Here is a 20,161-nt window from a genome sequence, read left to right on the forward strand (position 1 = left end):
CCAGCTTACTCCGGCTTCTCCTGTCCGTCATCCCGCCACGCTTCGCTGCGATTGCGGCCGTTGGCCTTGGCCTGATAGAGGGCGATATCGGCGCGGCGGATCACCTCCTGCAAGGAGATGGCTGGTGACTGGCGACAGTGGCCCAGGCTGACGGTCACCTTCAGCTCGGCCGCGATGGCGCTCCAGGGATGCTCTGCTATGCACAGACGAAGCCGCTCGGCCAAGGGGGCCAGAGGGATCGCTTCATCGGCGACGAGCAGCAGGAACTCCTCGCCGCCCCAGCGGATCAGGTGGCACTCCCGTGTCAGCAGGGACTGGCAGAGCTGCACCAGACGGATGAGGACCTGATCGCCCACCCCGTGGCCGAAACGGTCGTTGACCTGTTTGAAGTGATCGCAGTCAAACATGATGGCGCCGATGCGTTGGCGGCCTGCCAGGGCCTGGCGGTGTTCGAAGGCATCGAAGTAGTGGCGGTTGAAGGCCCCGGTCAGGGCATCGTGGCGTGACAGGTAGTTGAGGCGCCGGTTGAGGCGCTGGGCACGCAGGCTGGAGACGGTCGCCACCACCAGACAGAAAATGGTGATGAGCGCCGTCGCCGATTGCCACAACAGCGTCTGCAGCAGAGGCAGCAGCGGGATGCGATGGATGAGGGAGAGCGGTGTCTCCGGGATGGGATAGACGAGCTGCAAGGCGCCCTGTTGCCACTCATATTCCGCTGACTGCGCCGTCCTGGCCGGGGGCGGCGCGGTACCGGACTGGCTGCTGGCGAGGATCTGCTGATGGGCGTTGAGCAGGAACAGGGTGCCAATCCGGGGGGCGAGGCGGTGCAGGGTCTGCGCCAGCGTGACGGTCTGGATGTCGATGCTGAGTAGGCCAATGATCTGGCCGCCCTGGGTAATGGGCTGGGAGAGGGTGATCATCTGCCCCCGCCCGGCAAAATCCTGGTAGGGGCGCGAGAGCATGGCGTGCTCCAGGTGGGGATGCCTGGCCATCGCCTCCTGCCAGTAGGCCTTGCTGTAAATCACGGGATCGAAGCGAAACTGGCTGGATGGCACCCAGGGATAGAGGTAGATGAAATTGTCCGTACCGGTGAAGTAGATCCAGGCCACGTCCCTGTCCAGCAGCTTGCTGGCCGTGGCGAGCAGGGGGGAGAGGCTGAGGGCGAGATGTATTCTGGCTTGCCGCTCGCTGCCGTCGTGGGGCAGCGGGCCCTGCCCGGTCAGGTTGCCGATGAGGGCGGGGGGCAGATCGACGGGGATGCGATCCAGGTTGATGCCGTGCTCCCCGTCGGATTGCAGCGCCTGATAGAGCTGGCGAGAGAGCACGGACTGGGGATTGCTGCGCAGGCGCTCCTCCGCCTGGCCGCGCATGGCCTCGAGGAAGGTCTCCATCCGCTGGTGCTGGCTGCTGAGCTGGGTCGCGGCGTTGATGGTGTCACGCTTGTTGATCTCGGTAACCTGGCGAAACGCATGTTGCAGGGCGAGCAGCAACAGCAGCAGGCCGAGGCCCAGCAGCAGCCACTGCAATCGGTATCTGGCAAAGGCGGGGAAGGGAATGGACATGGGCGTACCGGAAGATGGCGAGAGTCGGCATCAGTGTAAGGCAGAACCCTGACGCGCGTGCCGACAAGATGCGTTTTTGATGATCTTCTCACCGGACTGTTACGTTTTGTCACATTTATACATAGTCACGGCATAGTCAGGGGGTAACATGGTGCCATCCTTGATGAAGCTATCTCTTCTTCCTCTCTCTTTGACTGCATGGATCTTGTGATGAAAACGCGCGTGTGGCTGTGGCTTTTCCCTCTTCTTCTATTGCTGGCGGCGGGCGTCTGGCATCTGCGGCAGGCTGAACCCGCCAGCAAGCCAGCACCAAGAGAGATCAACATCAGGGCCGAAACCGTCAGGCAGAGTCTGGCCGAGCCCTCCATCAAGCTGGTGAGCAAGCTTGCGGCCAATCGCTCCGTGGCCATCAGCCCCGAGGTGACCGGCCGCATTGCCACCATCGCGGTGAGTTCCGGCCAGCAGGTCAAACAGGGGCAGACCCTGATCGCCCTGGATGCGGGCAAGCAGCAGGCGGAGCTGGCCGAGCAGAGCGCCAGCGTGCGCGACGAGGCTCGCAAGCTGCGGGACATGCGCAAGCTGGTGGCGCGAGGCGCCGTCACCACCTCGGAGCTGGAGGGGCAGGAGGCGACTGTTGCCCAGGCCCAGGCCCGGGTCGATGCGGCCCGTTACGAGCTCTCCCTGCGCACCCTGGCCGCCCCTTTCGACGGCACAGTCAGCCTCATCGATCTCAGCGAAGGAGCCCTGGTCAACAGCGGCGACGTGCTCTTGCATCTGGACGAGCTGGCAAAACTGCGGCTCGATCTGGCGGTGCCCGAGCGCTACCTCTCCCTGCTGCGCCCCGGCATGGCGGTGACGGCAACCAGCTCGGCCTGGCCGGATCAATCCTTTTCCGGCGTGCTGGAGACCCTCGACAGCCGGATCTCCAGCGACACCCAGAACATCAAGGCCCGCGTCATCCTGCCCAACACCGGTGGCCAGCTGCGTCCCGGCATGCTGATGAACGTGGATCTCTCTCTGCCACCCCAGAAGATGACCTTGATCCCCGCCCAGTCGGTGGAGTACGCCGGCGAGCAGCGCTTCGTCTATCGCCTGGAGGCGGACGGACGGGTGAAGAGGGTGCCGGTGGAGCTTGGCGACACCCATGGCGAGGCCGTCTGGGTGCTCAAGGGGTTGAACGTCGGCGATCGCATCGCGGTGGAGGGGCTGGTCAATCTGCGCGACGGCGCCCAGGTACGTGATCTGGGCGAGGTGAAAGGCTGATGTGGCTCTCCGATATCTCAGTACGCCGTCCCCTGGTGGCGGTGGTCATCAGCGCCCTGCTCACCGTGTTCGGCCTGGTGGCCTTCAGCAAACTCACCGTGCGGGAGATGCCGGATGTGCAGACCCCGTCCGTCTCCATCACCACCACCTATGAGGGGGCGGCCCCCGAGGTGATGGAGAGCCAGGTCACCAAGCCCATCGAGGATCAGCTCTCCGGCATCAGCGGCATCAAGAACATCAACTCGGTGACCCGCAAGGGGCGCTCCTCCATCACGGTGGAGTTCAAGCTCGGCTGGAACATGCTGGAGGGCACCTCCGACGTGCGTGACGCCATCTCCCGGGCCAGACCCAAGCTGCCAGACGGGGCGGACGAGCCCATGGTGACCAAGGACAACGGCAACGGGGATGTGGCCATCTGGCTCAACTTCAGCAGCACCCAGATGGATCGTACCGCCATGACGGATTACGCCAATCGCATGCTGGTGGACCCTTTGAGCCTGGTGGACGGGGTGAGCGAGGTCTCCCTCTCCGGGGACCTGACCCAGGTGATGTACGTGCGGCTGCGCCCCGCCGACATGGCGGCCCGCGGCATCACGGTGGCCGACGTGCAGGATGCCCTCAAGCGGGAGAACATCGAGCTGCCGGGCGGCGAGATCCGAAACAACACCATGACCATGGCGGTGCAGATCGCACGGCTCTATCACAGTGCGGAAGATTTTCGCACCCTGCCGGTGAAAACCGCCACCAATGGTCAGAGCATCTATCTGGCGGACATTGCGGATGTGGAGGTGGGGGCCAAGAACGAAGACAGCGCCTATCAGCGCAACGGCCGCGAGAGCCTGGGGATTGGCATCGTCGCTCAGTCCACCGCTAATCCTCTGGCGGTGGCCCAGGGCATCGAGAAGAAGCTCGTGGAGATGCAGCGCTTCCTGCCGGAAGGGGCCACCCTTGAGGTCGACTACGACTCCACCATCTTCATCAAGCAGGCCATCGACGAGGTATACGAGACACTCGCCATCTGCGCCCTGCTGGTGGTCGCCGTGCTCTATCTCTTCCTCGGGCAGGGGCGCACCACGCTCATCCCTGCCATCACGGTGCCCGTCTCCCTGATTTCGGCCTTCATCGGTGCCTGGTATCTGGGCTTTTCCATCAACCTCATTACCTTGCTGGCCCTCATCCTCGCTATCGGCCTGGTGGTGGATGACGCCATCGTGGTGGTGGAGAACATCCACCACCACCTGCAACGGGGCGAGTCCCCCTTGATGGCGGCCTGGCACGGCACCCGGGAGGTGGGCTTTGCCGTCATCGCCACCACCGCCGTGCTGGTGATGGTGTTCGTGCCCATCGCCTTCATGGACGGCATGGTGGGGCGCCTCTTCACCGAGTTCGCCATCTTGCTCTCCTTGGCCGTGCTCTTCTCCTCCCTGGTGGCGCTCACCCTGACCCCGGCCATGGGCTCCTGGCTGATGCGTGCCGTGGACAAACCCAACGCCCTGACCGCCACCCTGGACAAGGGACTTGGCTGGGTGGAGGAGCGTTATCGCCGCGTGCTGGGGGCCGTGCTGCGCCGCGCCGTCTGGATGCCCCTGGTGTTGCTGCTCTGCCTCGGCGGCATTGGCGCCCTCTTTGGCAAGCTGCCCGCGAGCCTCACCCCGACCGAGGACAGGGGCGTGCTCTATGTGTTCGTGAAAGGGGCGGAGGGCACCAGCATCGAGCGGATGAAGCGCAACATGCAGCAGGTGGAGGCCGCCATCCTGCCGCTGCTCGGCAAGGGGGTGGTGCAGGCCATGAGCTTCAGCACCCCGGCCTTCGGGCGCGGCGGCGATCAGACCGGCATGGCCATCATCCAGCTCAGTGACTGGGCGGTGCGGGACGAAACGGCCACCGAGTTTGGCCGCTCCCTGAGCGGCCGCCTCGCCGGCATCCCCGACGTGATGATCCGCACCTTCCAGCCGGGGTTCAGAGGCGGATCCACAGCGGCGGTACAGTTCGTGCTGCAAGGCTCCGATTACAGCGAGCTCAACCAGCAGGGGCTGGCGCTCAAGGAGGCGGCGGCCCAGAGCGGGCTGATGCAGAGCCCGGATCTCGACTATGCCGAGAAGACCCCGGAGCTGCAGGTGACCATAGAGCGGGAGCGAGCCACCCAGCTCGGCATTCCGGTCTCCACCATCGCAAGCTCCCTGCAGGCCCTGCTCGGCGGCGTCAGCCAGACCACCTATGTGGACAGGGGCGAAGAGTATGATGTCTACCTGCGCGCCAACCAGACCCAGTTCAACGGCATCTCCGACATCAGCCGCATCTATTTGAAGGCCGCGAGCGGCGAGATGGTGAGCCTCTCCACCCTGGCGACCGTCACCCAGGTGGCGAGTCCCCAGCGCCTCAACCACTACCAGCGCCAGAAGGCGGTCACCCTCACCGCGGACGTGGCCCCCGGCCACACCCTGGGGGAGGCGCTCGACTTCCTGGATGGCTGGGCCGCGGATCACCTGCCCACCGGCATGTCGGTGGATTATGCCGGCGAGTCCAAGGACTATCGCGACAACCAGGGGGAGATGGCACTGGTGTTCGGCCTGGCCCTGCTGGTGGTCTATCTGGTGCTGGTGGCCCAGTTCGAGAGCCTGCTGACCCCGGCGGTGGTGATGATGACGGTGCCGCTCGGCATCTTCGGCGGCCTGCTCGGCCTCTGGCTCACGGGGCAGGAGCTCAGCATCTACAGCCAGATAGGCATGATCATGCTCATCGGCATGGTGACCAAGAACGGCATCCTCATCGTGGAGTTCATCAACCAGCTGCGCCAGCGGGGTGAAGGGTTCGAGGAGGCGATCATCAAGGGGTCGGTGCGCCGCCTGCGCCCCATCTTGATGACCTCGCTCACCGCCATCATCGGCGCCGTGCCCCTGATGCTCTCCATGGGGGCGGGGTACGAGAGCCGGATGGCCGTGGGAACCGTGGTCTTCTTCGGCTTGTCCTTGGCGACCCTGGTGACCCTGCTGGTGGTGCCCGCCATCTATCACCTGATCGCCAGACGCGCGGGGATGACGGGAGCGCGGGACCGACTGGTGGACGAGGTACTGGCCACGGCAATCCCGGCCAGTCCCTCCACGGTGCCGGGGGCGGTGGCCCCCGAGGGGCGTGACAAACCGGCGGCCTAGCGTGCCGACCCGGATGACAGCAAGCAGGGCGCCAATGGGCGCCCTGCTTGTTGATGAGATCGGAGTCTGTCACGCCGACCCGTCGCGCCCGCTCGAAGGCGCCCCTTCCCCTCGCGTTCTGTAGGGGCAAAAAGCCGTCGCCCCCGCCTTGCTCTGCCGGTATAATGCGCGACCCGAATTGTTCCAGGTGGTCAAAATGCAGCCGGTTACCAACCTCTTCTCCTATCCCCGTTACTGGGCCGAGTGCTACGGCACAGCGCCCTTCCTGCCCATGTCCCGTGCGGAGATGGACAAGCTCGGCTGGGACAGCTGCGACATCGTGCTGGTGACAGGCGACGCCTACGTGGATCACCCGAGCTTCGGCATGGCGGTGATCGGCCGCATGCTCGAATCCCAGGGTTTTCGGGTCGGCATCATCGCCCAGCCCGACTGGTCATCGAAGGATGACTTCATGCGCCTGGGCAAGCCCAACCTGTTTTATGGTGTCACTGCGGGCAATATGGACTCCATGATCAACCGCTACACCGCCGACAAGAAACTGCGCCACGACGACGCCTACACCCCGGGGGATGTGGGCGGCAAGCGGCCGGATCGCGCCACCCTGGTCTATACCCAGCGCTGCAAAGAGGCCTATAAAGAGGTGCCGGTGGTCATCGGCGGCATCGAGGCATCCCTGCGCCGCATTGCCCATTACGACTACTGGTCCGAGACCATCCGCCGCTCCATCCTGATCGACGCCAAGGCCGACATCCTCATCTACGGCAACGCCGAGCGGCCGCTGGTGGAGGTGGCTCACCGCATCGCAGGCGGCGAGACCATCGACACCATGCAGGACATTCGCGGCACCGCCGTGATCCGCAAGGAACCGCTGCCGGGCTGGCGCGGGGTGGATTCGAGCAAGCTCGACCAGATTGGCCGCATCGACCCCATCCCCAACCCCTATATGGAAGGGGCCCCCTGCAGCGATGATGAAGGCACTGCACCGGCTGCGCAGGAGGCCAAGCCCATCCTGGTGCAGCCGCCCAAGCAGAAGCCGTGGGAGCAGACCTACGTCAAGCTGCCGGCGTTCGAGCGGGTGAAGGAGGACAAGGTGCTCTACGCCCATGCGTCGCGCATCCTGCACCATGAGACCAACCCGGGCTGCGCCCGCGCCCTCTCCCAGGCCCACGGTGATCGCATCATCTGGGTCAACCCGCCCGCCTTCCCGCTCGAAACCGACGAGATGGATGGGGTGTTCGGCCTGCCCTACCAGCGGGTGCCGCACCCGGCCTATGGCAACGAGAAGATCCCGGCCTACGACATGATCAAGACCTCGGTCAACATCATGCGCGGCTGCTTTGGCGGCTGCTCCTTCTGCTCCATCACCGAGCACGAGGGGCGCATCATCCAGAGCCGCTCGGAAGAGTCGATCCTCAAAGAAATCGAAGAGATCCGCGACAAGGTGCCGGGCTTTACCGGCGTCATCTCGGATCTGGGCGGCCCCACCGCCAACATGTACCGCTTACGCTGCAAGAGCCCCAAGGCCGAGCAGACCTGTCGCCGTGCCTCCTGCGTCTGGCCGACCATCTGCCCGCACATGGACACCGACCACAGCCCGACCATCAACCTCTATCGCAAGGCGCGCGACCTCAAGGGCATCAAGAAGATCCTGATCGCCTCCGGGGTGCGTTACGACATCGCGGTGGAAGATCCGCGCTACATCAAGGAGCTGGCCAAGTACCACGTCGGCGGCTACCTCAAGATCGCGCCGGAACACACCGAGGAGGGCCCGCTCTCCAAGATGATGAAGCCGGGCATGGGCAGCTACTACAGCTTCAAGGAGCTGTTCGACAAGTACTCCAAAGAGGCGGGCAAGCAGCAGTACCTGATCCCCTACTTCATCTCCGCCCACCCGGGCACCACGGATGAAGACATGGTGAACATGGCGCTCTGGATTAAAGCAAACCGCTTCAAGCTCGATCAGGTGCAGAACTTCTACCCGTCGCCGCTCGCCAACGCCACCACCATGTATTACACCGAGAAAAACCCGCTCAACAAGGTGAGCCGCCAGGGCGGGGACGTGTTCGTGGTGAAAGGGGAGCGTCGCCGTCGCCTGCACAAGGCGCTGCTGCGCTATCACGATCCGGCCGGCTGGCCGATGATCCGCGAAGCCCTGCTGGAGATGGGCAAGGGTCACCTCATCGGCAACGGCCCCGACTGCCTGGTGCCGCCGGAAGGCCGTGGTGAAGCCAAGGCCGAGCGCAGCCGCAGCAAGGGCCTCAAGCCCGCGTTGACCCGCCACAGTGCCATCACCCATCAGCGCAGTAACGGGGCTGGCAACAAGACAACGGGCGGCAAGCCGGTGGGCTCCCAGTTGCAGAAAGGGGCGGGTAATGGCAAACCGGCCGCACATGGCGAAGGCAAGGGCAAACCTACCGGAAAACCCGCCCACAAGGGTAAAACCCCGACCCGTGCAGGCTCTGCCAAGCCGGGTACTCAAGGAGGCAAGCCAGCGGCGAAAGGGAATGGTGCCAAGCGACCGGCTCGGTGAGTTTTCCTGATTTGAAAGCGATAGAAATAAGAAGGCGACCAGATGGTCGCCTTCTTATTGTTTTCTTATATGTATTTTTAATGATTTTTTGTGGATTTTATTTTATCTGAAAAATTACCGAAATATGGCTTTAATGCATCTTTAATAACGGTGCCATTGCTGCTGTTAGCAATTCTTACAACAAGTTCTGCAAGTTCACCATTAGATAGCCCCAAATGTTTACTTATTTGTGTTGACAGTGACTTTCTGTTGTATATTCTCAAAATTAGCTCGTAATCATTATTTTCCACTGCGCTTGAGAATAGTGATTTATTTTCTGAATATATATCATCAATATTAATGCTTGATGTGAGACGTTTGAGTTCATCAATTATCCCCCCCTTTCCCTTTGCTTTTTCATTAAAGCAGTTAAGTCTGAATTTTATTTCATTGATGACTCGTAGTGATATTTGGGATTCAATCTCATCTCGTATGCTTTTTATTACGAATTTTTTTACTGAAATGACATCATCATTTTCTTCTCTAAGAAGTTGCTTGCTGGCAATTCTAATTACCTCAGGCACGCAGAATAAGTTTTCAACCTCTGCAACATTTAGTGTGTATATGTCTGAACGCTCTAATTCTTTTATTTATATGTCGTTTCTTCTATCTCTATCAATTATGCCGAAAACAGTAAGTCTATGTATTTTTTTGTTAATCTTAAGAGATTTTACAATTTGAATAACCTGACTGCAGGAACCACATGGAATAACTAGGTAGTCACTAAGAATAGAACTGTAAAGTGATGAGTCATAGCTACCATTTTCCCCCTCAACAAATACAACAGGCTTTCTGCTTCCAAGTATCTGAATAAGTAAGTCTTCAGGTAAATCCTCCATTTGAGGAACAATCTGCCAATCCCAATTAATGCCATCAAATCCTTTTAGCCATATTTTTTTTGACTCTCGAAGTGAAATGGCAAAGTCGACATCATGAGTTAGATATATAAAAAGACAATCATTACGTAGATTTTCAATCTCCCGCCAAAGAGGAGCTTGGATCGATTTGTGTAAATGAATTTCAGGCTCATCAACGATGATTATTCCATCATTAGGAGCTGCCAGACATTGCCCAATAAGATAAAAAATGACTCGTTCACCATCACTCATTTCTGATGAACTGTATACAGAATCTTTGCTGCCCTTTACGCAAGTCTGAATCCTCAATCCACTTATAATTAGCTCTCTATGTGGAAGTATTTTTTCCCATGTATTTTTTACTAGATCAAGCTTTGTTATTGGTGGAGTTATTCTTGTTTGTGATTTTTTAGAGTCATCCAGATATTTAGTAGACTGTTCTGTATGCTCTGAAAATAAATATACCATTAATTTTTCGAAGTCATTGAGCGATGAAACCGCCGCACTTTTATTACTAGCCCCCCAGCGTCTGTACTCTTTGTACCATAGTGGCCCAGATGAATCGACATTCTGGCTGCCATATAGTAAGTCGCTTTCAGCTAAATTAATAGCAACTGGGGTTGTTGTATCTGGCATTGTTAATAGTTTTTGGGCGGATATTCTATGGACTTTTTCATTTTGTGGTGATTTTAGATCTATCCAAACTCCAAGCCTCGTTTTCCCTGAACCATTAGCACCTATAAATAGCATGCTCTGGTTTGATTCTATTTCAGTTTGATTCCCATTACTATCAGGCAATGTTATTTTAAATTTTTTCATACTCTTAAAAGCCTTAAATTTCTATTTATAAAAACTAGTAGAATTGGGAAATCTAGCGCAGGAATCTGGGACACCCACCTTTCTGTATGGGGCGTAACGTCACCAAATCCCACGCTACCGCCCATGGATTACAGCTTCCAATATGCGCCATTGACCAGCGAGAGGAATCTGGGACACCCACCTTTTTGTATGGGGCGTAACGCCACCAAATCCCACGCTACCGCCCATGGATTACAGCTTCCAATATGCTCCATTGACCAGCGAGGGCAGTGGCCCATCGCAGTTCAACAGGTTCCAGATAGCCACTGTAAGACAAACGAAACTACCCAAGCGAGCCTTAAAATGATGTAACCATCGGAATCACATCGTTTTTTGAACTTGATCAGCAAATTGTGCAATCTGGGGGTGAAATCTGGGACACCCACCTTTTTGACAGCGGCGTAGCCCTGTACTTGGCTTGAGGTGTCACTGCCCAGGGGGTGAGCCATGACCATTGCCCGTTCACGTCAAATCAGTTTGCAGGATACGCCTTACTATCATGTGGTCAGTCGCTGTGTGCGGCGGGCGTTTCTGTGCGGGGAAGATGCCCACTCCGGCCAGAGTTACGAGCATCGGCGCCAGTGGGTGGTCGACAAGTTGGGCCAATTGTCGCGACTGTTTGCCATCGGTGTGTGTGCCTATGCGGTGATGAGCAATCACTATCACCTGGTGCTCAAGGTCGAGCCGGATACCGCTGTCAATTGGAGCGAGCGGGAGGTGGCCGAGCGTTGGGCGGCGCTATTCCAGTGGCCGCTGCTGGTACGACGCTGGTATCAGGGGGAATCCCTGATTGAGCCTGAACTCGCTGTGGTGCAACAACTGATAGGGCAGTGGCGGGAGCGGTTACATTCCATCAGCTGGTTTGTGCGGTTGCTCAACGAAAACCTGGCTCGGCAGGCCAATCGGGAAGATGGTTGCAAGGGCCATTTCTGGGAAGGGCGCTTCAAGAGCCAGGCCTTGCTCACCGAGCCAGCCCTGCTGGCCTGCATGGCCTATGTTGATCTCAATCCGATACGAGCGGGATTGTCCGACCGGCCTGAACAGAGCGATTACACCAGCCTCAAGCAGCGTCTCGATGGCGAGCAGTCCGCCGCCCCATTGCCGCCGTTGCTGTTGCCATTCGCGCACGACGCGCGACCCGATAGCCTGCCATATGCCTTTGCGGATTACCTGATGCTGGTGGACTGGACAGGTCGCGCCATCCGAGTGGACAAACGGGGTCATATCCCGGCTTCTCTTGCCCCCATCCTGGTGCGGCTGGGGTTGGACGAGGTGCGATGGCTCAAGCAAGTGACGCTGTTTCGGCGCCAGGGTATCAGAGTGGTGGGTGACAAAGAGCATTGTCAGCAGTTTGCCTGGCACTGTGGCCAGCGACGGTGTCATCAACCATCCCTTTGAGTGATGAATACTTGTGTCATAGCAACGTCCGATATCGCGCCAGCACCCCGCCTGTGTGATCGCATCTGAATTGGCGTCATCGATGCCAAGACATTCTCTTTAATCCCCCGAGTTTCACAAATGCCATCGCACATGCTGGATGACGAGTTGTGCTGGGCGCTGGATGAAGGCTTTCTCCAAAAGATGGCTGTCCTGATAAGGCGGGTTGGGGAAGAGGGGCTATCGGTCCTTTGTCAACAGGCCCTTTCTCACAATGCGGCGACACCGTGGGTGTTGCTTGAGCAGGTGATTTTTGCATCAGTGAAACAGAGTGGGTGATATGGTTCCTCCAATGGAACAATCCGTACACAAAGATGGCTGTCCCAAATAAAAAACAAAGATGGCTGTCCCAAATAAAAAACAAAGATGGCTGTCCCAAATAAAAAGGGAGCTTATCTTGCTCGGTCCATGGAGAAGGGGGGAGATGACGACGTCCCTTGGAGATCTTTACGAGAGTCGGCAAATATGGGGACCCACCTTTGGCTCACATGACCAAACCTGATGCCAAGGGGCGGGTTTGCCGATATCTCGAATGGGGGCAGCGTTGGCAATAAATAGCAAGGGCGACCAGTTGGTCGCCCTTGTGTGATGGGCAGAAGCGCGGGCTCTGCCTGTGAACGTGACGGTTATTGCAAATCCGTGCTCAGGCTGGGGGCACCGAAGTTCACCAGGGTGGCATGGGAGTGCTCGAAGTACTGTGACCAGAAGTCACCGAGTGCATCCATGGTCTTGCCGGAACGATAGGCGTGTTTCACTGCGTCGGTTACCAGCCCGGCGCCCGTGACGTAGACGCGAGCGCCTTGCAGATCGGCAAACAGCCCCTTGCTCTTGGCCTGCTTGAGCTCGTCACCGACATTGAGCTGCTTGATCTTGTTGGTGGCATAGAAGCTGGTGTAATCGGAGTGCTCCAGCATGTCCGAAATGAGGAACACGACGCGGTCATTGACGCCTTGCTCGGCCTTCATATCTTCACCCACCTTGCGCAGCGAGTTCATGATCTCGCTCTTGGGGATGTCCTGGCGGGCATCACGAAGTGCTTTCACGAACTGTTTGCCAAAGCCGTTACGAAAGACCTTGGTCTGCGTCGTCAGGCAGGTGTCCAGGCCGCGCAATTTGCGCATGCTGACATCGTCCCGGATCTCCCCTTCCAGCGGCATATCCAGTTGCCCCGCGTAGGCGAGGCGAAGGTATTCGCCAGGCAAGAAGGCGGAGAAGGTATAGAGCTTGACGCGATCACCAGCCTGCACGAACCGCTCGATCTGCCCCCAACTGCTGCGCTGCAGATCGTCAGGCATCGGAATGGTCTGGTCGATGATGACCACCAGTTCGCGACCGGTGCCCGCAGGCTTGATGTCGGTCAGGCCATTGCGCTCATAGCAGCTCTGTATGTCGTTACGCTCGGCCGCCAACGCTGCACAAGGCAGCGTCAACGCCAGTAGCAATACCTGGGTGATCTTCACGATTAGGCACTCTGCTTGGTGGGAAAGAGGCCCAGGGTCTTGAGGGCCATCTGCTGTTCACGGATATCACGCAACTGCGCTTCGTCCACCCCCAGTGCGCGGCTGGCTGCTGCCAGACTCTCTTCGGGCAGGCCAGTGACATCATGGAAATCGGCGGCCTTGACGGCAGCGTCGGTCTGGCCGGGGGCGTCAGTGGTGGGCGGGAGAGCCGCCTCTGCCTGCGCAACAGCCGGTTGTACGGCGGGTGCCGGCTCGGCTTGCGCTGCCGGTGCGACCTGGGGGGCCGCCTGAGGGGCCGGCTTGGGCGGCACGGTGCCTGCCTTGTACTCGATAAAGGCCAGGAAATTGCGATGGGCGGATTTCTCCCCTTCCAGCGCCCCCAGCACACCCGAGTTGGTATGGTCACGGCTCGACAACAGGGTCTGCAAGCGGCGGAGCTTGTCATCGGCATGGCTGGCAATGGCGGTGCGTTGCTGGTCCATCGCGTCCAGCATCTCTTCGGCGGTCGCGTATTCGTGTGTCAGACGCCAGGCTGTTTTGGAATGGGTGCCTGCAAAGTGGTATTTGCTGGCAAGCCAGATGCTGATCCCCTGGATGGCGATGTAGATGAGCGACAGCATGACGTAGGTGGTCAGGCTGGCCTCACGGATGGCCTGCATCTTGTCTTCGATGGTGGCCTCTTCCGCCTCGTTGTTGATGGCTTGAGACGCTTCCGGCAGATCAAACGGCGACCCCATGCTGCTGTCACTCTGTGCCGTTGTTTCGGCGCGCATGTTGTTGACCATCTCGGTTTCGATGCTGTCGAGGGTGGCTGAACGCACCACGAAGGCGCCCACTGCCATGCAGGCAACAAACGAAGCACAGACAATCAGCCAGACAAACTTGCGGCTGACACCTGAATTCACGTCTTTCAGGCGGGCCAGCAGCTGCTCGTAGTCAGGTTTGTCAGAGTCCGAGAAGGAGTCTTCCAGATTGATGGCCTTGTTTGCCTTGAGGGTACGGGAGCGTTTTGAGGGCTCTTCCCCTTGCCACCAGTGACGCGCCCGGGCGATCAGGCTGTTGTGATGCAGGGAGTGTCCGGCCACTTCAGCCAGGAATGCGGATGCAACGGCGAGCAGCAGAGCCGTCGCGGCTGCCAGCAGGTGACGGTCATTGGTGGAGGCATCCATGTTCATCCAGCCTGCCAGCACGTAGGCAAAGCCCATTGCCTCGACCAGCACCAGCACCAGCACCAGAGCAAGCACCCACGCCGGGCGCGGGGAGCGGCCGGCCTCTCCTGCCTTGGCAAGGTAGTCGAGGGAGGCGTTGTAGGCATCTGTCCCCTTTAAATGCTTCTTGTATTCGCGGTAGTACACATTCGACAGGGTCACTTCATGGTTGATCCAGCCATCGCCATCGACCGAGGCTGGCTTGCGGGCGAGACGGGCCACGGTGCCGATCAGCGGCAGGCTGTGCCATACCCGGATCAGGAAGTAGGAGACATGCTCCCAATGCCGCCACACCACCACGGCGCTGACGAGGAATGAAACAATGCCAACGGTCAGCATCTGGTTGGCGAGGATCAGCGTCTTGAGCGCTGCCAAAGAAAAGTCTTCCACTAAGTTTCTCCGTTTTCTTATTTGGAATGGGTGGCGGGAATGGGCAGGTACGAAGCCACATAAGCCTCGGAACCTGCCGGGTAGAACAGGGCTCCCTGGCTGACCTTGGCGTTGCCTTTGCTGAACACGAGGTCCATGCAGGACACCGACGCCTTGGGATCGCTGGTGAAGACGCGGTACAGCACCTCACTCTCGCCCTCATAGGTGTTGGCCACCGCCTTGAGGGTCTGGGGCTTCTTCTGATTCGAGGATTTGTAACCCTGAACGACTTGCAGGATCGGTTGACGATCGACCTGGGCGTTGTCACGCAAGATGGAAACCGGAGAGACAGTCACCAGGTGGCCGTTGACGGTATTGGCCCAGACGCGATTGTTATAGCCGGGCATGTACTCCTTGGTGGCATGGCGCGGGAGAGGCTTGTCGTCTGCCATGCTCAGTACCTGGCCTGCACTGCGTGGCTTATCTGCCTCACAGCTCGACATCGGCATGTCGCTTGCGTATGCGCTGCTGATCAGTGCAAAACCACTCGCCTTGGGTTTGATGTTCTGAGCCATGTTCCATTGATAGGTGCCGGCAGGCTTGCCGCCGAAGTCCACTGCGGCCTTGGCATCGGGCAGGGCCTTGGTCGTGCTGGTGTTTGAGGCGCTCTGCTTGGCGGCGGGTTGGCGAGGGGCGGTTTGCGACGTGGCCGCCACCTTGCTTGAACCGCTTGCGGACTGAGCCGCCGGTTTGGTCGAAGCCACACGCGGTTTGGCGGTATCGGAAGCCCCGTAACGCAGATAGCGGGTGTTGTTCTCTTCGGATTGGGCCCGCATGACCAGAGCCTGCTCGTTCGCCAGTTCTACAATTTCGACCCGGCGATTCTGACCGCGAAGCAAGGGGTCGCTGTTGTCTGCGATGGGACGCGAAGAACCTGCGCCTTGATAGTAAATGGAAGAGGCCGGGATCCCCGATGCGACCAGGACCTTGCCGACGGCTCGCGCACGTTGCTCGGAGAGTCGCAGGTTGAGTTCTGCAGGGCCGGTGGCGTCACTGTGGCCGACGAGGAGGATACGGCGCTGATCCGAGGCGTCTGCGGCTGCGGGTTTGGCATAGAGCTGGGCCAGTTTAGTGACCACGCGCAGGCCGCTTTCTGTGAGCTGGGCAGAACCACTCGAGAACATGCCGGAATCGGGGATCTGGGCCACAAGGCCGGCGTCCTGAGGAACACCGGTCGCTGCGGCTGGCTCGGCAACGGTCAGCTTCTCGGTCGCGATGTTGAGATTCTCTTCCTTTGCTATCCGGTCAAGCTCTTGTAGCCTGGACTGCCACATATAGCCTGCCGCACAGCCCAGCGCCCCACCGAGGGCAACCCCCGCGACAGCCCCTTTTTTCCCGTTGATGGCGTAGCCCGCAGCCCCTCCTGCAATCATGCCAGCCCCACAAAGCACCGGCATGCCGTAATCCTTGCCGATATCATTGACCGTGGATTTGAAATTCTGCATCTGCTGAGAGCTGCAACCCACGGCGGCAATCAATACACAGCTGAGAGGTGCAAGACGAAACGATTTATCCATAGCGATTCCTTGCCATTTATATTTAATAGCGAGATTCAGACATGCCAGTGAGGCCAGAGAAAAGCGTCTTCGGGTGGAGTGAAATATCGACACTTGCTGATATAAAAGATATTAACGCGGGCTGATGTTTAATATCGGCGCCAGGCGTGCTCATTCTCGCAAGCGGCTGTGTCTGATATGTCCTGAGTGTCAGAAGAGGCAATTATCTATGCGGTTCAATAGGTATCGAGTGGCTATGATAAGCCAAACGAGCCTGATCATGCGAGTGGAAAAGTGATGCAACCATAGGAAAAACATCAACTTTCCAATATCTTTGCCCATCTCCCCGACGCTGAACACAAAGAGGGTTATTGTGACGCTCTTATGGTTTGTGAAAGGCGCAGGCCGATTATCGCTATTGAGGATGAGGGCTGTTGGGGGAAGTATGTGGTTGCCCCCACTGACAGTGCTGGCGAAATAATGTTCATGGGCAGAATAACGTCTGGCAGCCCGTTTATATAATGGATTAATTGTCGATAAATATGTCTGATAACAGTTTATAGAGTGGGGCACAGGCAGTGCGAAGCATTGCAAGACCTCTGTTGAACGCATTGTTTGATAATATTGTCGAAAGGGTTTGGTCAGGAGCAATCAGATGGCGATAACAACGCGATCCCGAAGAGAAAAGATTGGCAGCGGGCTCGGGCTGGTGATGGGGCTCATCGCCTTTAACCTGATCGTGCCCCTGCTTCCGGTTGCAACAGAGATGTCGGATATGACCCGGATGATAGGTGCCATGGTCAGCGCCATGCTTTGCGCCGAGCTGGGCGCCAGGATTGGCAAGTGGCGGGATGCCAAAGAGCAGGCCGGATCGGCAGAGTAACTCGACGTGAGAAGAGCGCCAATCGCCCGAGTGCGGTGGTGTGTGCGGGTGTAACAGGCAGGGCGACTGTTGTCGCCCTGCCTGTTTTGCTATCGCGGTTTGCCGCTCAAGCGCCGCCGGGGTTTGCTGCGATGGAGGAAGGTGGCCAGGGTGTCGCGGGGCGATGCCGCATTGCATCAGAAGGCGCCTGGAGCGAGATGCGCCAAGGCTGGATCTGCGAGGGAAATCCTGAGATCGTGCAGGCAGTTATCTGGTTATCCCCTTGAGAGGAGTGCCCATGCGCATTGCCCTGATTGGCCTTGGCGATATCGCCCGGAAGGCCTATCTGCCGCTGCTTGCAAACGACGAGCGAGTCACCCCGCTGCTCTGTACCCGGAGTCCCTCGGTGCTCGGCAAACTGGCGCGCCAGTACCGGATTGGCGAGTGTTTTACCGAGGTCGATGCGCTGCTGGCGAGCCGACCTGATGCGGTGATGATCCACGCTGCCACCGCCGTGCACGGCAAACTGGCGGAGCTGTGCCTGCGTGCCGGCATTCCCACCTTTGTGGACAAGCCGCTGTGTGACAACGCAGGAGAGGTGGAGGCACTCGCCAATCTCGCCATCGCCAGAGACTGCCCGCTGTTTGTGGGCTTCAACCGTCGCTATCTGCCCGCCATGGCCGCCGCACGCGGCCAGCCGCTGACCGAGCTCCATTGGCAAAAGCACAGGCACGCCCTGCCGGGGGCGCCTCGCCAGTTCCTGTTCGACGACTGTATCCATGTGCTCGACAGCCTCTGCTGTTATGGCGGCGAGCCGGACGGGGAGCTGCATGCGGTGCTGCGACGCAGCAGTGAGCAGCCCGAGCTGCTGGCCGGGGTGAGCGTCGCCTGGCAGAGCGGGCAGATGGCGGTGAGCGGCAGCATGAATCGCAGCGCCGGCATGACCGAGGAGCGCATCGATGCCTATGGCGACAACCTCTCATTGCATATCGAGAACTGCACCCGTGGCCTGCTTGCGCGAGACAACACAGTGCAGACTCTGGCACCGGGCGACTGGCAGCCCGTGCTGGCGAGCCGAGGCTTTGTCGCCATGCTCGAGCACTGGTATGGGCAGATTGACGCCGGGCGGGCAGACGGGGCGCTGGTCGAGAGCTACCTGAAAAGCCATCGACTGGCAGAGCGCCTCGTCGCCCTGGCAAAGGGATGACCCGAAGGCAAGGGGCTGGTGACACCGGCAGGCATCACTGGCCAGAGAAGCGGCAGAGCACTGTATGAGATGGTGGCTCCTTGCGCAGTCAGCCGGGAAAGGTGCCAGCGAGCGAGCCAAGCGAAGGCGGGTTTGTTATCTTGGCGGCCATCAAGAGCTGCAGGGCAAGAGATCGCAATGAAGAAGGTGTCGAAGATGAGATGGCTGACCGCAGTGGGCGGGGTATTCCGTTCATGAGCATCATTCTGGGGATCGATCCCGGTTCGCGCATCACCGGTTACGGGGTCATTCGCATCGTCGCGGGCAAGGCGGAATATCTGGGATCGGGCTGCATCCGCACCGATCTGGGGGAGCTGCCGTCTCGCCTGAAGCAGGTCTATGACGGGGTGAGCGAGATCATCACCCAGTTCAAGCCGGACGAGTTCGCCATCGAGCGGGTCTTCATGGCGCGCAACGCGGACTCGGCCCTGAAGCTCGGCCAGGCCAGGGGAAGTGCCATCGTCGCGGCGGTCAATGCCCTGCTGCCGGTGAGCGAGTACTCGGCCACCCAGATCAAGCAGGCGGTGGTGGGCACCGGTGGCGCCGCCAAGGAGCAGGTGCAGCACATGGTGACCCATCTGCTCAAGCTCTCTGCCACCCCCCAGGCGGATGCGGCGGATGCCCTCGGGGTGGCGCTCTGCCACTTCCACACCCGTCAGAGCCTCATTCGCATGGCCGGGCGGGCCAGCGGATCGGTGCGCGGCCGTTATCGCTGATCCCCGGGGGAGGGCTTCTGGTGTTGGCAGGGAAGCGCGGGGAGCTGCTGGCAAAATCGCTGGTCGGGTCACAATCTGTCGCGTCCCTCGATGGGACTCCCATGGAGAAGCGCACCGAGCGGGGGGATATCTTTCTACTTTATCAATAACTTGTGACATTCATCACATATTCGCGATGAATCGGGTCGGTTTCGTCTTGCTCCGCCACACTCCCATAATATGGCGCCTGTTCAATAACAGTGTCCGTATGAGCCTTTCAGGTTCGCGTGTTAGTCATCATGGGAGAGACAAGAGTGAAACCTTTTGCTGCTGAATTTATGGGAACCTTCTGGCTGGTGCTGGGGGCTGCGGGAGCGCCGTGCTGGCTGCCGCCTTCCCCAATGTGGGGATCGGCCTGCTGGGCGTCGCCCTGGCGTTCGGCCTGACTGTGCTGACCATGGCCTATGCCATCGGTCATATCTCGGGTTGCCACCTGAACCCGGCCGTGACCGTCGGGCTCTGGGCCGGTGGTCGCTTCCCGGCCTCCAACGTGCTGCCCTACATCGTGGCCCAGGTGCTTGGCGGGATCGTGGCAGGTGGCGTGCTCTATGTCATTGCCAGCGGACAGGTGGGTTTTGATGTGAGCGTCGGCTTTGCTTCCAACGGCTATGGCGAGCATTCCCCCGGCGGTTACAGCCTGCTGGCCGCACTGGTGTGTGAAGTGGTGATGACCGGTTTCTTCCTGTTCGTCATCATGGGCGCCACCGACAGCCGTGCACCGGCCGGGTTTGCTCCCATCGCCATCGGTCTGTGCCTGACCCTCATCCACCTCATCAGCATCCCGGTGACCAACACCTCGGTCAACCCGGCGCGCAGCACTGGCGTGGCGCTTTTTGTCGGTGACTGGGCCGTGGGCCAGCTCTGGCTGTTCTGGGTTGCCCCCATTGTCGGTGCCATTCTGGGTGCATTGGCCTATCGTGTGATCGCCACGAAAGAGTGATGTGTTGCTAGTTAACGTGTGGTATCGACACGCCTTCGGGCGTGTTTTTTTATGCCTGAAGGAATAC

13 protein-coding genes and 1 pseudogene are annotated in these 20,161 nt (G+C 59.3%); 8 read left to right on the plus strand and 6 right to left on the minus strand.

The annotated features are described in order from the left end of the window. Positions 1 to 5: 5 nt before the first annotated feature. On the minus strand, positions 6 to 1,562 hold the full coding sequence (locus tag J9893_RS17400; RefSeq protein WP_210601653.1) for a sensor domain-containing diguanylate cyclase: 1,557 nt from the start codon (positions 1,560 to 1,562) through the stop codon (positions 6 to 8). A 210-nt stretch (positions 1,563 to 1,772) separates the two neighbouring features. On the opposite strand from J9893_RS17400, the gene J9893_RS17405 reads away from it, so the two are divergent. The 3 genes from J9893_RS17405 (at position 1,773) to J9893_RS17415 (ending at position 8,507) form a co-directional block, all read left to right on the plus strand. Then, positions 1,773 to 2,825 (plus strand): efflux RND transporter periplasmic adaptor subunit, encoded by a 1,053-nt coding sequence (locus J9893_RS17405; RefSeq protein ID WP_210601652.1) that lies wholly within the window; start codon positions 1,773 to 1,775, stop codon positions 2,823 to 2,825. After that, positions 2,825 to 5,977 (plus strand): efflux RND transporter permease subunit, encoded by a 3,153-nt coding sequence (locus tag J9893_RS17410; RefSeq protein WP_210601651.1) that lies wholly within the window; start codon positions 2,825 to 2,827, stop codon positions 5,975 to 5,977. Before J9893_RS17405 ends, J9893_RS17410 begins: the two co-directional genes overlap by 1 nt. Positions 5,978 to 6,173: 196 nt before the next feature. Beyond that, positions 6,174 to 8,507: a YgiQ family radical SAM protein gene (locus J9893_RS17415; protein ID WP_210601650.1), complete on the plus strand. Its 2,334-nt coding sequence runs from the start codon at positions 6,174 to 6,176 to the stop codon at positions 8,505 to 8,507. A gap of 77 nt (positions 8,508 to 8,584) precedes the next feature. On the opposite strand, the gene J9893_RS17420 is transcribed toward J9893_RS17415, so the two are convergent. Further along, the gene (locus J9893_RS17420; protein ID WP_210601649.1) at positions 8,585 to 9,070 is read right to left on the minus strand and encodes a hypothetical protein; all 486 of its coding nucleotides are present in this window, start codon (positions 9,068 to 9,070) and stop codon (positions 8,585 to 8,587) included. A 66-nt stretch (positions 9,071 to 9,136) separates the two neighbouring features. Then, entirely contained in the window at positions 9,137 to 10,222 is a 1,086-nt protein-coding gene (locus J9893_RS17425; RefSeq protein ID WP_210601648.1) for an AAA family ATPase, read from the minus strand. 486 nt (positions 10,223 to 10,708) lie between these two features. Between J9893_RS17425 and J9893_RS17430 the strand changes: the two genes are divergently transcribed. Continuing rightward, positions 10,709 to 11,659, plus strand: coding sequence for a transposase (locus tag J9893_RS17430; protein ID WP_124813665.1), 951 nt, complete (start codon positions 10,709 to 10,711; stop codon positions 11,657 to 11,659). A gap of 665 nt (positions 11,660 to 12,324) precedes the next feature. Here J9893_RS17430 and J9893_RS17435 read toward each other — a convergent pair. From J9893_RS17435 to J9893_RS17445, 3 genes are read right to left on the minus strand one after another with little or no spacing between them, the layout of a single operon-like run. Beyond that, positions 12,325 to 13,158, minus strand: a complete 834-nt coding sequence (locus tag J9893_RS17435) for a hypothetical protein (RefSeq protein ID WP_104454538.1) — start codon at positions 13,156 to 13,158, stop codon at positions 12,325 to 12,327. Between the two features lie 2 nt (positions 13,159 to 13,160). Then, a complete protein-coding gene (locus tag J9893_RS17440) occupies positions 13,161 to 14,756 on the minus strand; it encodes a hypothetical protein (RefSeq protein ID WP_182957585.1) in 1,596 nt (531 codons plus the stop codon). 17 nt (positions 14,757 to 14,773) lie between these two features. Further along, complete coding sequence (locus J9893_RS17445; RefSeq protein ID WP_182957588.1) at positions 14,774 to 16,312, minus strand: OmpA family protein; 1,539 nt, start codon at positions 16,310 to 16,312, stop codon at positions 14,774 to 14,776. 634 nt (positions 16,313 to 16,946) lie between these two features. Between J9893_RS17445 and J9893_RS17450 the strand changes: the two genes are divergently transcribed. The 4 genes and pseudogenes from J9893_RS17450 (at position 16,947) to aqpZ (ending at position 20,094) form a co-directional block, all read left to right on the plus strand. Then, positions 16,947 to 17,174, plus strand: coding sequence for a hypothetical protein (locus J9893_RS17450; protein WP_041214736.1), 228 nt, complete (start codon positions 16,947 to 16,949; stop codon positions 17,172 to 17,174). 277 nt (positions 17,175 to 17,451) lie between these two features. Continuing rightward, complete coding sequence (locus J9893_RS17455; protein WP_048208128.1) at positions 17,452 to 18,360, plus strand: Gfo/Idh/MocA family oxidoreductase; 909 nt, start codon at positions 17,452 to 17,454, stop codon at positions 18,358 to 18,360. Between the two features lie 233 nt (positions 18,361 to 18,593). Beyond that, positions 18,594 to 19,115 carry a crossover junction endodeoxyribonuclease RuvC gene (gene ruvC / locus J9893_RS17460; RefSeq protein WP_010673515.1) on the plus strand — a complete coding sequence of 174 codons (522 nt, stop codon included), beginning with the start codon at positions 18,594 to 18,596 and terminating at the stop codon, positions 19,113 to 19,115. 293 nt (positions 19,116 to 19,408) lie between these two features. Further along, positions 19,409 to 20,094, plus strand: a pseudogene (gene aqpZ, locus J9893_RS17465) (aquaporin Z). The last annotated feature ends 67 nt before the right edge of the window (positions 20,095 to 20,161 follow it).

Source organism: Aeromonas sp. MaB10011B, from assembly GCF_017939325.1.
GTDB lineage: Bacteria > Pseudomonadota > Gammaproteobacteria > Enterobacterales > Aeromonadaceae > Aeromonas > Aeromonas caviae.

Coding starts and splice junctions, on each gene's coding strand:
- J9893_RS17455 (WP_048208128.1), top strand. CDS start 17,452: ATGCGCATTGCCCTGATTGGCCTTGGCGATATCGCCCGGAAGGCCTAT.
- J9893_RS17450 (WP_041214736.1), top strand. CDS start 16,947: ATGGCGATAACAACGCGATCCCGAAGAGAAAAGATTGGCAGCGGGCTC.
- J9893_RS17400 (WP_210601653.1), bottom strand. CDS start 1,562: ATGTCCATTCCCTTCCCCGCCTTTGCCAGATACCGATTGCAGTGGCTG.
- J9893_RS17430 (WP_124813665.1), top strand. CDS start 10,709: ATGACCATTGCCCGTTCACGTCAAATCAGTTTGCAGGATACGCCTTAC.
- J9893_RS17405 (WP_210601652.1), top strand. CDS start 1,773: ATGAAAACGCGCGTGTGGCTGTGGCTTTTCCCTCTTCTTCTATTGCTG.
- J9893_RS17415 (WP_210601650.1), top strand. CDS start 6,174: ATGCAGCCGGTTACCAACCTCTTCTCCTATCCCCGTTACTGGGCCGAG.
- J9893_RS17445 (WP_182957588.1), bottom strand. CDS start 16,312: ATGGATAAATCGTTTCGTCTTGCACCTCTCAGCTGTGTATTGATTGCC.
- J9893_RS17425 (WP_210601648.1), bottom strand. CDS start 10,222: ATGAAAAAATTTAAAATAACATTGCCTGATAGTAATGGGAATCAAACT.
- ruvC (WP_010673515.1), top strand. CDS start 18,594: ATGAGCATCATTCTGGGGATCGATCCCGGTTCGCGCATCACCGGTTAC.
- J9893_RS17410 (WP_210601651.1), top strand. CDS start 2,825: ATGTGGCTCTCCGATATCTCAGTACGCCGTCCCCTGGTGGCGGTGGTC.